6 protein-coding genes are annotated in these 14,534 nt (G+C 42.3%); 4 read left to right on the forward strand and 2 right to left on the reverse strand.

All coding sequences use genetic code 11. From position 1 onward, the window contains the following. The first annotated feature begins 233 nt into the window (after positions 1 to 233). The 4 genes from xyl3A (at position 234) to BM130_RS02770 (ending at position 8,358) form a co-directional block, all read left to right on the forward strand. Complete coding sequence (gene xyl3A, locus BM130_RS02755; protein WP_010527909.1) at positions 234 to 2,831, forward strand: xylan 1,4-beta-xylosidase; 2,598 nt, start codon at positions 234 to 236, stop codon at positions 2,829 to 2,831. 13 nt (positions 2,832 to 2,844) lie between these two features. Next, complete coding sequence (locus BM130_RS02760; protein ID WP_010527908.1) at positions 2,845 to 5,235, forward strand: glycoside hydrolase family 31 protein; 2,391 nt, start codon at positions 2,845 to 2,847, stop codon at positions 5,233 to 5,235. 237 nt (positions 5,236 to 5,472) lie between these two features. Beyond that, the gene (locus BM130_RS02765) at positions 5,473 to 6,870 is read left to right on the forward strand and encodes a family 43 glycosylhydrolase (protein WP_010527907.1); all 1,398 of its coding nucleotides are present in this window, start codon (positions 5,473 to 5,475) and stop codon (positions 6,868 to 6,870) included. Positions 6,871 to 6,981: 111 nt separating this feature from the next. Next, the gene (locus BM130_RS02770) at positions 6,982 to 8,358 is read left to right on the forward strand and encodes a glycoside hydrolase family 43 protein (protein WP_010527906.1); all 1,377 of its coding nucleotides are present in this window, start codon (positions 6,982 to 6,984) and stop codon (positions 8,356 to 8,358) included. A 759-nt stretch (positions 8,359 to 9,117) separates the two neighbouring features. On the opposite strand, the gene BM130_RS02775 is transcribed toward BM130_RS02770, so the two are convergent. After that, the gene (locus BM130_RS02775; protein WP_237706144.1) at positions 9,118 to 10,770 is read right to left on the reverse strand and encodes an endonuclease; all 1,653 of its coding nucleotides are present in this window, start codon (positions 10,768 to 10,770) and stop codon (positions 9,118 to 9,120) included. A gap of 53 nt (positions 10,771 to 10,823) precedes the next feature. Next, complete coding sequence (locus tag BM130_RS02780) at positions 10,824 to 14,411, reverse strand: DUF6359 domain-containing protein (RefSeq protein WP_010527904.1); 3,588 nt, start codon at positions 14,409 to 14,411, stop codon at positions 10,824 to 10,826. Positions 14,412 to 14,534 lie beyond the last annotated feature (123 nt).

The raw sequence follows: 14,534 nt of genomic DNA on the forward strand, positions 1-14,534 counted from the left end.
GTGCACAGGCAGAAGGCAGAAGAAGTGATTATTCATTAGTCAACAAGTGGTTAGTGTTAAATAACTAGTGACTAACCACTAATGACTACTTTTAAGAACCAATATATCAATGAAGTAAGTAAATTTTATACAGATGAAACGAGCATGGCGACTTCTGCATCAAAAGAGCATGTATAGATTTTATTAAGCCATGCGAGTTCCATTCGGCCAATATGTTAATAAATTATATACGAATGAAAAAACAACTCTTTTTAATAGCAGTTATACTCATATCGATGACTGTAAAAGGGCAGGTTCTGCCTTTTCAGAACCCCGATTTGAGCTCTGAAGAACGGGCCAAAGACCTTATATCCAGACTAACCGTTCAAGAAAAAGCACGTCTGTTGTGTGACCAGTCTGAAGCCATTCCCCGTCTGGGTATAAAGAAATTTAACTGGTGGAGCGAGGCCCTGCACGGGTATGCCAACAACGACAGCGTGACAGTTTTCCCCCAACCCATAGGTATGGCCGCTTCATTCAATGAAGAGCTGGTATTTGAGATATTTAATGCTATCTCGGATGAAGCACGTGCCAAATACCATCAGGCACAGCGAAGAGGAGAAGAAAACCGAAGATTTTTGAGCCTTTCAGTCTGGACACCCAATGTAAATATTTTCCGCGATCCACGCTGGGGACGTGGCCAGGAGACCTACGGCGAAGACCCATATCTGACGTCGCGTATGGGAGTTCAGGTGGTCAAGGGCTTACAAGGGCCTGAAGATGCGAAATACCGCAAACTATTGGCCTGTGCCAAACATTACACCGTGCATTCCGGCCCCGAATGGAGCCGGCATGAACTAAACATAAATGATGTCAGCCCTAGAGAATTTTACGAAACTTACATGCCCGCTTTTAAGGCTTTGGTTCAGAAAGCCGATGTAAGACAGGTAATGTGTGCCTACCATCGTCTGGACGACGAACCATGTTGCAGTAATACAAGGATTCTGCAACGTATCCTGCGTGATGAATGGGGCTATGAGCATATGGTTGTTGCCGACTGCGGTGCCATCAGCGATTTTTATACCACCCATGGGATATCTTCCACACCTGTTCACGCTGCTGCCACCGGGCTCCTGGCAGGAACCGACCTGGAATGCATCTGGGACAACTATCATTACAAAATGTTGCCCGAAGCGTTGGAAAAAGATTTGATCACAGAAAAAGACATCGACAGAAGTTTAATGCGTGTTTTAAAAGGACGCTTCGACCTTGGAGAGATGGATGACAATTCCCTTGTTCCTTGGGCTCAAATACCCCCCTCTGTTCTTAATTGCGAAAAACACAGACAACTGGCCTACAAAATGGCCCAACAATCAATAGTTTTATTACAAAATAAAAATAAGGTACTTCCACTGGATAAATCATCCATAAATAAGATAGCAGTTGTCGGCCCCAATGCAGATGATGAAGTGGTGCTTTGGGGCAACTATAATGGTACTCCCATAAGGACCATCACTGTCTTGGATGGCATCAAATCCAAAGTACCACATGACAATATTTTCTATGACAAGGCCGTTGACTTAGTGGATGATAAAGTGATGGTCAGCTACGTTTCAAAAGGAAAGATTGACCAAAAACAGGGTTTTAAAGCCACTTATTGGAACCATCCTAATTTTGAAGGAGAACCTGTTGTCGAACAACAACTTGTAAATCCCATAAAACTGACTGCCGCCGGACAGCATGAGTTTGCACCGGGCGTAAAACTGGAAGATTTTTCTGCCATATATAAAACAGAGTTTACCCCCACAGTATCAGAAGAAATAGTATTTAAGGGCGGAGCTACCGGCTTTTTCGAACTGATTGTTAACAATGACACCCTGGCAAGCTATACCAACTGGAGGACAATACCCGCAAGATTCCCTCTTTATGTGGAGGCCGGCAAAACCTATGAAATAGAAATCCGCTATGCCCAGCGTGAAAACTGGGAAGCTAATATTCAGTTCGATTTTGGACGGGAGGAAGATATTGATTTTACTGCTCTCATCAAAAAACTGGAAGGCATTGAAACAGTAATATTCGTGGGTGGCCTTTCAGGTTTTCTTGAAGGGGAAGAAATGCCCGTTTCATATCCCGGTTTCAAAGGTGGCGATCGCACAAATATTGAGCTTCCGTCGGTGCAGCGAAACTGCCTCAAAGCTTTGAAAGAGGCAGGTAAAACCGTTATTTTTGTGAACTGTTCTGGCTCAGCTATTGCATTAGAACCGGAAACTGAATCCTGTGACGCCATTATTCAGGCATGGTATGGCGGAGAATCAGGAGGACAAGCTATTGCAGATGTACTTTTTGGGGATTACAACCCATCAGGAAAACTTCCTGTTACATTCTACCGGAACTCTGATAACCTGGGTGACTTTGAAGATTACTCCATGGAAGGCAGGACTTATCGTTACACTAACAATCATCTTTTCCCGTTTGGTTTCGGGCTCAGTTATACCAATTTCGAGATTGGTAAAGCCAGACTGAGCAAATCGACAATAAAAGCTGATGAGACCATCAGCATTAAAATTCCTGTTAAAAATACCGGTAAACGCGATGGAACTGAAATCGTACAGGTTTACGTGCGCAAGGTTAATGATATAGACGGACCGCTTAAAACTTTAAAGGGTTTTCAACGAATAGCAGTTCCCGCAGGAAAAACCAGGCAGGCTAACATCAGCCTACCTCCCTCAACTTTTGAATTTTATGACTGGAGCCAGAGAAAAATGGCGGTTACTCCCGGCGAATATATACTTTATTACGGTAATAGTTCGGATAATAAGGATTTAAAACAATTAGAAGTAAGCATCCAATAAAATCACATTAACTATGAAACGAGCTTTTGCAGTATTATTCATAATCCTTGCCGTTGTTACCCATGGCAGTGCTCAGTCGTATCTGAAAACCGACATAGGAATAAAAACTTCTATTGAAGATACTGATTATGAGATTCAATTTTTCAGTCCCTCAATAGTAAGAGTTTTAAAATCGCCTGAAAAATCATGCTTTACTAAAGAAAGTCTCTCTGTTATAAAAAGGCCTCAAAAAACAGACATTGATGTTAGGCTTGACGGGAAAGATTTAATCCTGGAAAGCGATGAATTGTTGGTAACACTGAACATGAACAATGGAACTGTTTCATTCGAAACCTCAACGGGTAAACCGCTTTTGAGTGAAAAAGAATCAAGTGCCGAATTCACAAAATTTATCGATGCCGGTAATGAAACATACAGCGTTTCACAATCATTCGAACTAGAAAAGGATGAAGCCATTTACGGTTTAGGTATCCTTCAAAACGGGAAAATGGTACAACGCGACATCGAAGTACACATGGTTCAAAATAACACGCAGGACTTTGTGCCTTTTTTCCAGTCGAACAAAGGGTATGGCTTATTCTGGGATAATTATTCACCGACGACATTCAGCGATAACAAGGAACAAACTTCATTTAGTTCTGAAGTCGGCGATGGCATCGACTATTATTTTATGTACGGTAAAAATGCCGATGGCGTAGTTGCCCAAATGCGTGAATTAACTGGACAGGTGCCCATGTTCCCGTTGTGGACTTATGGCTACTGGCAAAGCAGAGAACGCTACAAAAGTCAGGACGAATTGGTAGGTGTTGTTCACAAATACCGTGAGCTAGGAGTTCCTCTCGATGGGATTATTCTGGACTGGCGATATTGGGGCAACAACTACCTGTGGAATGCCATGGAATTCCTTAATGAAGAATTCTACAATCCGCAAAAGATGATCAACGATGTGCATAATATGAATGCACACATGATTATTTCAATCTGGAATTCATTTGGACCTCATACCAAACCCTATCGCGAGCTGGACAGCATCAATGCTCTTTTCGACTTTAAAACCTGGCCAGAATCAGGTTCTTTCAAATGGCCACCCAATCCCGATTATCCTTCGGGAGTGCGAGTTTACGATGCATACAACCCGGCGGCACGCGACATTTACTGGAAGTACCTGAATAAAGGCATTTTCTCATTAGGCATGGACGGATGGTGGATTGACTCCTCCGAACCCGACCATTTCGACCCGAAACCTTCCGATTTTGACAACCAAACCTATCTGGGCTCGTTTCGCAAAGTTCGCAATGCCTACCCGTTAATGACGGTGGGCGGTGTGTACAAACACCAACGCGAAGTTACCTCTGATAAGCGTGTTTTTATATTAACCCGTTCGGTTTTTGCCGGACAGCAACGCTATGGCGCCAATACCTGGTCGGGTGACGTTGTAGCATCCTGGGATGCCTTACGCAAGCAGATATCAAATGGTTTAAATTTGTCGCTGTGTGGGGTTCCTTATTACAACAGCGATATAGGCGGGTTCTTTCTTTGGGATTACCAAAACCCACTACAAAACGCTGATTATCGGGAACTGTATGCCCGATGGATCCAATTTGGCGCATTCTGTCCTATGATGCGTTCGCATGGAACCGATGCCCCGCGCGAAATATACCAGTTTGGGAAAAAAGGTGAACCGATTTACGATGCCATCGAAAAATACATCAACCTGCGCTATAGTTTGCTACCATACATATATTCCACTTCGTGGGATGTGAGCAAGAACCAGTCGACCATGATGCGTGCCCTAGTAATGGATTTTCCGAACGATAAGAAAGCACTTAATATTGATGATCAATACTTGTTTGGCAAATCCATCCTGGTTTGCCCGGTAACTGAGCGAATGTATAATGAGAATGGACAGGCAGATTTTAGCACGGTCAAAGAACGAGAGCTATACTTGCCAGCCGGCACTAGGTGGATTGACTTTTGGACAGGAGAGATGCTGGAAGGTGGACAAATCATCACAAGGGAAACACCACTTGACATCATGCCTTTATATGTCAAAGCAGGTTCCATAATTCCTATTGGCCCGGATGTTCAATATGCCGAAGAGAAACCCTGGGACAACCTTGAAATCAGGATTTACGAAGGAGCTGATGGTGAATTCACGCTCTATGAAGATGAGAATGATAACTACAATTATGAGAAAGGGATGTATTCAACCATTAAATTTAGCTGGGAGGATGAAAATAAAACCCTGACCATAAGCGACAGGAACGGCTCTTTCCCAGGAATGCTGGCTGAGCGAAAATTTAATATTCTAATCGTCAAACCGGGCAAAATGAACAAAATGGATGCAGAAAAGTACGACAAAACGATAATATATAAGGGTAAGAGAGTCAGCGTTAAACTATAGAATACAGAACAAAGATGAAAATAATAATAAAATGCAAACCCCTCCGACATGGAAGGCTTTAACAACCCTGTCTGCAAAACTTTCCGCGGAAATGCCTTGGCTATTCTTCTCCCGTTAGAAGATTAGAAAAGCAGTACTATTAACTTGATGGCCTGGAAACCTGAGAAATTGTTATTGAGATTCAATAATTTTTGATATATTAAAGTAAAGAAATAAACAACTATTAAAAATAACAAAATGAACAAACAAATTTTTATATCCATTTTCCTGATGACGATAGCAATACCTTATTTTGCCAATGCTCAAAACATAGTTAAGCAACGCCCCATCATTCAGACAAAATACACTGCCGATCCGGCACCCATGGTACACAACGACACATTGTTCCTTTACACCAGCCATGATGAAGACGATGCAATGGGCTTTAAAATGAAAGATTGGTTGCTCTATTATTCGACCGACATGGTAAACTGGACTGAATATGGGGTAGTAGCATCATTAGACAACTTTAAATGGGTTCCGTACGACAATGGTGCATGGGCAGCGCAATGTATTGAACGCAACGGGAAATTTTACCTCTATTGTCCTATGCCGGGAGGAGTTGGCATAGGGGTTTTGGTAGCAGATAGCCCTTACGGCCCATTCAAAGATCCGCTCGGAGAACCTCTTATTAAACAGGGCCATCACGACATCGATCCTACCATTTTGATTGACGATGACGGGCAAGCGTACATGTACTGGGGAAATCCCAAATTATATTACGTGAAGCTGAACGAGGACATGATTTCCTATTCGGGCGAAATCATACAAGAGCCCACAACACCCGAAAATTATCAGGAAGGCCCATGGGTTTGGAAACACAAGGGGCATTACTACATGGCCTATGCCTCCACCTGTTGCCCTGAGGGAATTGGATATGCCATGAGCGACTATCCGACAGGCCCATGGGAATACAAGGGTATGATTATCGATGCTTCGGAAAAGACTAGAGGCAATCATCCGGGAATTGTTCAATACAAAGGAAAATGGTATTGTTTTGGACACAGTTACGACCTGTTGAAAAAAACTACATCAAAATTCTATGAACGCCGCTCGGTTGATATGGATGAAATGGTGTACAATCCCGACGGAACCATCCAAAACAGGCAATACTGGTCAGTTGAAGGACCTGAACAAGTTGAACCCCTGAATCCTTTCATACGTGTTGAAGCAGAAACAATGGCTTGGAGCGAAGGAGTAAAGACCAGGTTTGAAACAGAGTGGGAAGGAGATTTCGATTGGGACAGGGGGAAAAAGATTGCCGATCATTTGTTTGTAACGGACATAAATCATGGTGATTACATAAAAGTAAAAGGTGTTGATTTTTCCGACGGTGCTGAATCGGTTGAAGTGAGTTTATCCCCCATTTACGGAGGAAAAATTGAAATTCGGGCTGATAAAATTGATGGACCTATTATAGCAACGGTGGATGTAAACACCAAAACCGAAGAAGGTATTTGGAAAATATTTTCTGCAAAAACCAACAAAAATCTAAAAGGAATTCATGATGTTTACTTTGTTTTTAGAGGAGAAAAAGACTTGTTTAATTTTGACTGGTGGAAATTTTATCCTGTAAAAAAAGCATCAGAAAAATAATAAGAAATTATTCAATCTTTAATTCCAATAATAGCATTTTTTGATTGGCAATTTTTTGATTTTAAAGATATTAATTTACAGTTTTTTTACATCAAAAAAAACAAAAAAGTCATGAATATTAATAAGTCATTTCTATTATTGGTCAACTTAGCAATTTGCATTTCAAACATTGCTCAAAATCCTATAATACAAACACATTACACAGCTGACCCTGCACCTTTGGTCTACAATAACAGAGTGTACCTTTACACATCCCACGACGAAGACCAAACAGTCAATAATTTTTTTACCATGTTTGATTGGCGGTGTTATTCATCAGAAGATATGGTAAACTGGACAGACCATGGGACTATTGCTTCGCTTAAAAATTTTGACTGGCTCGATAAAAAGAATGGCGCATGGGCACCACACTGTATTGAACGAAACGGTAAGTTTTACCTTTATGTACCTATTCATGGTGAAGGAATTGCTGTATTGCAAAGTGATTCTCCAACCGGTCCATTCCATGACCCTTTGGGTCACAGATTAATAGTTGACAGTGAGAATGTCTGGAAAGACATTGATCCAACCGTTTTTATTGACGATGATGGACAGGCTTATTTGTACTGGGGAAATCCATCGCTTTTCTATGTGAAACTCAACGAAGATATGATTTCATATGATCGCACCATTGGTAAGAACGGGATTGTCGCTGTAGAAATGAATGCAGTTTCATTTGGAGAAAATAAAGCTAAAAACGGAAAACACCTTACCAATTACACTGAAGGCCCATGGTTTTATAAACGAAACAATATTTATTACCTAGTTTATGCTGCCGGAGGCATTCCCGAGTACATTGCATATTCCACAGCTCCTACGGCTGAGGGGCCATGGACTTATCAGGGTTACATTATGGAAAGAGCGCCTCACCTGGCTTTTACCAACCATCCTGGAATAGTTGATTTTAAAGGAAATTCCTATTTCTTCTATCACGACCAGGTTTTATCAGGTGGAGAAGGTTTTAAACGTTCGGTGAGTGTCGAACAGTTCGAATATAATGATGACGGGTCTATTCCTCTTATTACACCCACAAAAGAAGGGGTAAAAGAAAGTGTAGCGAACCTGAACCCCTTTAAAAAGGTTGAAGCAGAAACCATTGCGTGGTCGGAAGGACTAAAAACCGCCTCCAACGATAAAACAGGTGTCTACGTTACCAACGTTAACAACGGGGATTTTATCAAAGTCCGTAGTGTTGATTTCAAAGAAGGTGCTAAAAAATTCAAGGTCAGAGCAGAACCACTAAACGGTGGAAAAATTGAGATTCGCCTGGATTCCCAAAATGGTCCGCTTCTAGGAGTTTGTGAAATAACAAAAACAGGGAGTAACAAAAACTGGCAAATATTCACCACAAAGACAGATAATCACAAAGGTGTTCACGACTTATTTTTTGTTTTCAAAGGTGGTGAAGAAGAATTATTTAATCTTGATTACTGGGAGTTTATCAAATAATCTAACCGTCAATAATAAGCAATCATGAATTATTTCACCTTACTTATTGCTGTTTTGCTCATCTTTTCAGGGTGCAGGAAAGAGTTTAATTAGGGAAATTCCGAAATACTCTATTTCTTTGACGGAAAAGCTATTATCACTATCTTTGAGCAAACAAAAAACCCCGAAATTAGGCACATTTGCCCAAAAACGGGGTTCAATATTTTTCAAGTAGCGATAAAGCTACAAAGATTTCCGAAAATTGAAGGTACACATTCGTTATTTTCTGTTGAAGATAATTTTCATTTACTCTACAATCAGATTTTTCAGACTGACCTTGGAAAGATATACAAAGCAATTCCCTAGGACGATTTGGTACGAATATTTAAGTTGCTGTAAAACAAGAAAAGACCGGCCAGTATATTTTCCCCCGAGGGAAAATAGCGTTAATGTTTCTTAAACATTATTCGGGCTGTTCAGATAAAAGGCTGATAGAGCAGTTCAATGGGAATGGTAGTGTTTAAAAAAGTGTGTCTGTAAAGGAATAAAAAAGGTCTTCTCAGGTTAGTTTTACAAACGAAAAAAAAGAAGTATAACTAAAAAGAGAAGACCTTTTTTATTCTATTGCAGACACACTTTTTTAAACAGTATCGTGAACGGCATCAATAAATACTATCGGATAAGTTTATGGTTTCGGGTTAACACTCTGTCGCCGCTACGCTACTACCATTCACCCTTTCAAGCATCCTCCCATTTCACCTAAACACCTAATAGCTTATTTTATTTGCCTCCCACCATCACTTTCCGGACCTCATCGTCTGCCTGCACGAAGTAAACACCGGGCTTTAGATGGCAGAGGGATATAGATCCGCTAAAATGAGTATCCTGGTAAATCAAGATTCCTGAGAGGTTGAAGATTTTTATGGTCACTTCTACCTGTGAATCATTTCTCAGGTAGAGGCAACCGTTTGAACTCCACGCCACAATATAATCATTAAACGGTGTCTCTTTCACCGCCGTAGCCACCACCACAATGGTTTGGGAGTAATCGGAAATAAGTCCGTTTTGAATCTTTCGTACGGCATAGCCGTAGTTTTTCCCGGGCTCCGGAATCTGCACATCGTAGGACGATGTTTCTTCATCCAGTTCCACATTAAGAATCAAAACGGTATCTCCGGACTCTTCATCCATTTGGAAAACACTGAGGATATATCCTTCGGCATCGTTATCGGTTTGCCAGTTAGCCGTGAAGCCCGAGGCAGTAATATTGATAGCCTCTTCAGCCACGGGCGGTTCTATGGCATCGGCAGCGATGGCCGTTCCGCCGACTGAAATGGATACACTACCATCAATGCCTCCGTCGAAAATAACAATGTTGGCTTCATGCAATTCGTCGGCCATGTCGGGATGATAGGTGACCTGCAAAGCGTATCCCTCTTCAGTGTTGGCAACGGCGGCCGGGATAGAGGTTTCATTCACCTCAAACTGCTCCTTATCATTGCCAAACAACATTACACTGAGATTACCTACAAGATTACTTCCTCTCACATAGAGCGTGAGAGTGGAGGTTTGTCCGGTCACAACCGTACCAAAGTTAAGCTGAGTATCATTGGTAGGCGTAGCGAGTACAGGTTCCGTCAACTCGGTATCCAGATAAAAGGCCTCATCCATTTTATTGCCCCAGATGTACTCGGCCAGTTCGGGAAAATCAATAAAAGGATTTCGGTTGTTTTGAATCAAAAAAACAGCCTCGTTGCGTTCCAATTCTTTTTGGCTCACAGGGTCGTTACGATGCCAATCCAATAACATATTTACAGCCCACTCTTTCAGCACCGGATAGGTGTTGGCACTAATCATATAAAAATATTTCCACCGGTTGTAATAATCCTGATAACAGGTAACCATATAGAAATAGGTACGAGCGAAGTCGCCTTTATACTCATCATCCGGTTCGAATACAACACCTGTATACCCGGGATAATCGTTCTGCCCTACTTTGGATACTCCGTTATCGAAATAGACGCTAGAGCCTACCTCTCCCAGCGGATAATTGGATTTGGCAGTGTTTGCTTCGCTGTCTGACGGGTAAATATGGAACAAATCGGTATAAGCCGCTACCTGGTCACCTCCCCACCAGCTTTTTGGGAAAGAGTGTTCCCTGTTTAGACCGTAGGTATTATCGAAAGTGCGGGTATTGTTGGAATACATGTCCCACACTGTACCGTCGCTTCGCTGATCGGTGTAGGGGAAATAATTCCACAGGCTGCCGTACGATAAGACAGTATGCTTACTAATAATTTGATGAAGAGCGGTTTTCAGCTCTTCATTTTTTTTCCCGTTAACGGAATTGTAATATCCGTTGGGATTCTGGGCCTGAAGCAGAATGGCGACCCAACCCAAAAACAATACAAAAAGCCAACGCAACATTCTCATAACTCAGTAAAAGAAAAAAGGGCAGAGAATTTTTGCCTTCTCTGCCCCTATGATTATTCAACCACAAATAAATTTTTAATTTCCCAGGTGCCGGCATCTTCGTCTGTGGATACATATTTAAAGGCGATGGTCACGCCGCCGACCAGATATTCGGCAGGAATGGAGATATTTCCACTTTCCACGAAGTCCCAGCTGTCACCATCCGGCATAATGGGAATGGTCAACGCTTCCCAATTGGCCGATGAGGGATCGCCGCCGTTGTAATCGTCCGAAATCAGGAGTGTGAAAGTACTCAAGTCATTGGCAAAATTAATGGCATGTTCAAAAACGATATAAGGAGCCGTGTAACTACTTAAATCGAGGGTTGATGAAATAAGCCAGTCTTCATTGGGCACGGCACCACCGGAATATCCGCTCATCTTGGCACATTCATAACCGGTATCAATATCCCAGGTTTGTTCCCCGGTAACTGAAAAAGCTGTAAAGGGACTCAATGTAGATGCGAAGGAAGCCTCCAGAATAATAGTTCCATCGGGCGTATCGTCCGTACCATCATCCAAACTTTGTCCATCCAGAACGTAATTGGTCACATTCTTAATACCGGGAAGACCGAAATAGGCTTCGAGAGTACCATAGAGCAACACCAATTTACCATGGTTATCGGGGTTATCGGCCAGATTTAGAACAGGCCGTACGTCGTTATTGGGCAACTGCACAGGGACACAGTTATTGGGGTCGGTTTCGTCGGGTGATGCTGCTATAAGCAAATTGGTTGTTACATCGCCAAAAGGTTCTTCGAATACAGCATTGGAAGCACTTCCATTAAGAACTCCTACGATATACCCTGAACTCCAGACTTTTTCGGTCGTTGCATCCTGATTTTCGATTACAGCAGCAATGTTGTAAGGGTTTTCCTGTGTTCCGTCACCCTGAGGTGTCTCTTCTGTGTCTCCGGGTTCTTCACCACCCCCGATTTCCTCTCCTGTACCGGGAAGAATCAATAAGTTCCGGACCTCCCAGGTTCCTGCCTGACTAGAAGTGGAAAGGTATTTGAGCGCAATATAAACATTGGCTTTCCCCATAAACTCTTCGGGGATATTCAGATTTCCGGAAGAGGTCCAGTCATCCCATGAAGATCCGGACGAATAGTTGGCAATAACGATTTGCGTCCATGTGGCAGCAGAAGGGTCACCTCCGGTATAATCGGAAGAGATCCAAAGGGTAAAATCTTCGGTATTATTTCCGAAACGGCTCAAATGTTGAAACGAGATATTGGCGGCATCATAACCGGAAAGGTCGAAAGCGGGCGAGATGAGCCAGTCTTCATTGGCATTGTAGGTACCGCTAACATAGCCGGTCATCTTGGCGTAACCATAAGTGTCCCAAACCCAAGATTGGTCGCCTGAAACACTATAGGCAGTAAAGGGCTCGAGTGTGGTAAGGAATGAGGCACTTAAAATGGCATCGTCGGGAACATCGGGGTCGCCACTTTGTCCATCGAGAACGTAATTGGACACACTCTTAATACCCGGCACGTTAAAATAAGTTTCGAGGGTACCAAAGACCAAAACCATTTTGCCAAGGTTATCGGGATTATCTACCAAATTCAAGACAGGCCGCACACTATTATTGGGCAACTGCACCGGGATACAGTTGTTGGGGTTGGTTTCATCGGGCGATGCGGCAATGAGCAAATTGGTATTGGCCTCACCAAAGGGAGCTTCAAAAATAGCATCGGAAATACTATACCCATCAATGGCACCCACAATATACCCGTAGATCCAAACGCTTTCAGTGGATACGCCCTGATTTTGAATAACCGCGGCTAAGTTATAGGGATTTTCTCTGGAACCGTCACCTTCGGGAGTCATATCGGGATCATCGTCGTCGATGGTTTCACCCGCCCCACTTTTAATAACGAGGTTGCGAACTTCCCATGTTCCTGCCTTACTAGAAGTAGAAAGGTATTTGAGCGCCACATAAACATTGGCTTTCCCCATAAACTCTTCAGGGATATTAAGATTTCCTGTAGTGGTCCAGTCATCCCATGAAGATCCGGACGAATAGTTGGCAATAACAATTTGCGTCCAAGTAGCAGACGAAGGAACACCGCCTGTATAATCAGACGAGATCCATAGAGTAAAGTCTTCCTTATTGTTATTGCTATAACGACTCACATGTTCAAATGAGATATTGGCAGCATCGTAACCGGATAGGTTGATGGCCGGGGATATGAGCCAGTCTTCATTGGCATAGTTGGTACCACCATCATAGCCGGTCATCTTGGCATATCCGTAGGAATCCCAGATCCATTTTTGGTCACCTGATACGCTATATTCGGTAAATGGCTCGAGAGAAGATGCAAACGAAGCGCTAAATATCTCCACCCCAATATTACCTATTCGGAACTCATCCATAGTGCCATTGGCAATTCTTACACCACCTGCACCGAGGATAGTTTCAATAGAACCGTAAACCATAATTTCTTCACCCAGGAGATCAGCATTGTCGGACAAATTGACGAGTTCTCTCATATCCGAACCGGCAGGAAGATTAACGACCAGACAATTTTCCCAATTGGTTTCATCGGGTGAAGCAGCAATAACAATGTAATTGGGGAGGAATGGAGCTTCAAAGGCGATACCATAGTTATCGGTAATGGGATTATCTTCATTAATGCCATCGGCAACAGCACCGACAATATAGCCTTTGACCCAACCTACTTTATCCTGATCCATATTATCCAAAGCATATTGGACTGACCAGGGACTATCTTCAATACCCCACCCATCAGGATTAGTTTCAAAGTCCATATCGTCTTTTTCGCGCACCAACAGCTGAACCGTTCCACTATAAATGGTAAGTATACCGGTAACGGTACCCACGCCTGAGGGGATGGTGTCACTGGCAAAATCGGCGGCACTGCTCATTCGGGCGGTAACGGTTTGGGACTCATCGGCAGCAAAACGGATAACTCTATTGAGTGTTTGGACCGAACCTTCCTCATCGGGATAAGAAAAAATCTGGCCACTATCATCAAAGTAAACTCCTTCGAGTTTAACGAGCCGGCCATAATTATCTTCGGTAAAGTCATTATAATCAATTTCGGCAGGGACCACAATTTCGGGATCAGGATATCCGTCTTTAAAAATTTTTTCTTTAACCTGTTCCCATGTCATCTGACCAATTGAATAATTACCGTCATTATTTCTTGAATAGCGATATCCCAATTGAGGCATACCACCATATTTCCCCATATAGAGGCCTTTAGTCTCTATAAATATTTTCTGACCTACCCGAAAATCGTTATAAATATCATTTCGATCGATGGCCACCATTAGACCGCCTGTTTCGTCTTCAATGAAAATTTGTTTGTAAAGATTACCGGAAATATCATTGGCGGTAATAACACCCTCTAAAATGTCATCATCGGTTACCTCAACCAATACTTCATCGTACTTTTCTTTAAAATCTTTTATCGTAATATTCGATTCACCCGAATATTGAGGCTCACTGTGAGGGGGAGCGTCAAAATCCTCATTATCGCAAGCGGAAAAGAAAATTCCTAATGAGAATAACGTCAGAAATAAAAAACCTATTTTCTTCATAAATAAAACATTACGTAAAATTGGGATTTTCATTAGTATTTAGTTTTTAGTCTTTAGTTTTCAGTAATTAGTGGTTGGTGATTGGCGATTATTTTTCAAGACTATAAAAAATATATTTTTAAATTATTAACCATCAATCTCCCCAATCTCATATTC

It is taken from the genome of Thermophagus xiamenensis (assembly GCF_900112795.1).
Classification (GTDB): Bacteria; Bacteroidota; Bacteroidia; order Bacteroidales; family Marinilabiliaceae; genus Thermophagus; species Thermophagus xiamenensis.